The sequence below is a fragment of the Desulfovibrio sp. 1214_IL3152 genome (assembly GCF_036763055.1).
Taxonomy (GTDB): domain Bacteria; phylum Desulfobacterota; class Desulfovibrionia; order Desulfovibrionales; family Desulfovibrionaceae; genus Desulfovibrio.
In genome coordinates this window covers 1-1052 of record NZ_JBAIYW010000359.1, presented here as the reverse complement: position 1 = coordinate 1052, position 1052 = coordinate 1, and the positions used below count along the sequence as shown (strand labels likewise).

2 pseudogenes are annotated in these 1052 nt (G+C 48.3%); both read right to left on the bottom strand.

From position 1 onward, the window contains the following. A pseudogene (istB, locus tag V6C07_RS07665) lies at nucleotides 1-208 on the bottom strand (IS21-like element ISEc12 family helper ATPase IstB); the annotation flags it as partial. Between the two features lie 14 nt (nucleotides 209-222). Further along, nucleotides 223-1052 (bottom strand): annotated as a pseudogene (gene istA, locus V6C07_RS07660) (IS21-like element ISEc12 family transposase); the annotation flags it as partial.

Genomic DNA, 1052 nt, shown 5'->3' with positions numbered 1-1052 from the left:
ACTCAGCATTAAGTCTGAACCGTGCATGTTTGATCAGACGCTCTGCCTTCCTGTTTTCACGGCAGGTTAGTTCTTCTGCTGTCAGTAATGACAGGCGTTCTTCGAAGCCCAGCTCCTGGTATGTGCCCGGCTGAGCAAGTTGCTTTTTAAGCGCATCACGGAAGCCGGTGAGTTTAAGTGCGGTCAGTTGTTCGTAAAGATGATTCATCATTGGATCCCGTATCAGTGGTAATACTCACTGCCGCGTACGTTTTCGTGTTCCATCGTGGATAACAGATCTGGTTTTGGATCCTGAACAGGTTGTTTATCCAGACCTTTTTCCAGGATCGATTTAATACCTGACAGACGCCATACCTTTGTTTTCAGAGCTCTTGCACATGCTGCATTAAGTCTGGCTTTACTGTATTTTTTATGAAGGTTCAGGAGTCCAAGGCAGAAGCGATAGCTTTGTTCCGGATGTGGACGAGAGTTCAGTATATGAAGCACATAACTATGAGTTTCACTGCCTATGTGCCCCGCCCATTCCAGAAGACGCTCTGGCGTCCAGGTGGCATGCTGTCGATGAGCTTCAGGCATGTGCTCGTTGCGGGTACTGTAGCCATAAGTACGCTTGCGCGGGTGCACAGCAACCTCCTGCCCCTGATTGAAGAGTCTTACCAGTTCTCCGGAGATCCATGCTTCCAGTTGCTGGCCTAACAGCGAACATGGAACCGAGTAGTAATGTTTGTCGATTTCCACGTGGTAATCGGCATGAACTCTGACTTTCTTCACCAGGGTGTAACTGTAACTGGCTTCAGGAAGAGGCTTCAGTGCGGGTTTATCAAGCTGGATGAAGAGTTCTGCACGTGAATAACCCAACTTCTGCATTATTTTGTTATTCAGTCTTTCCAGCAACTCCCGAATGCGCTGATTAAGCGATGCAAGGCTGTAGAAGATCTCATGCCTGATTCGGGCCATGATCCAGCGTTCAACAACCTGAACGCCAACTTCAGCTTTGGCTTTATCTTTCGGTTTACGTGGCCGCGCAGGCAAAACTGCGACATTATAATGCT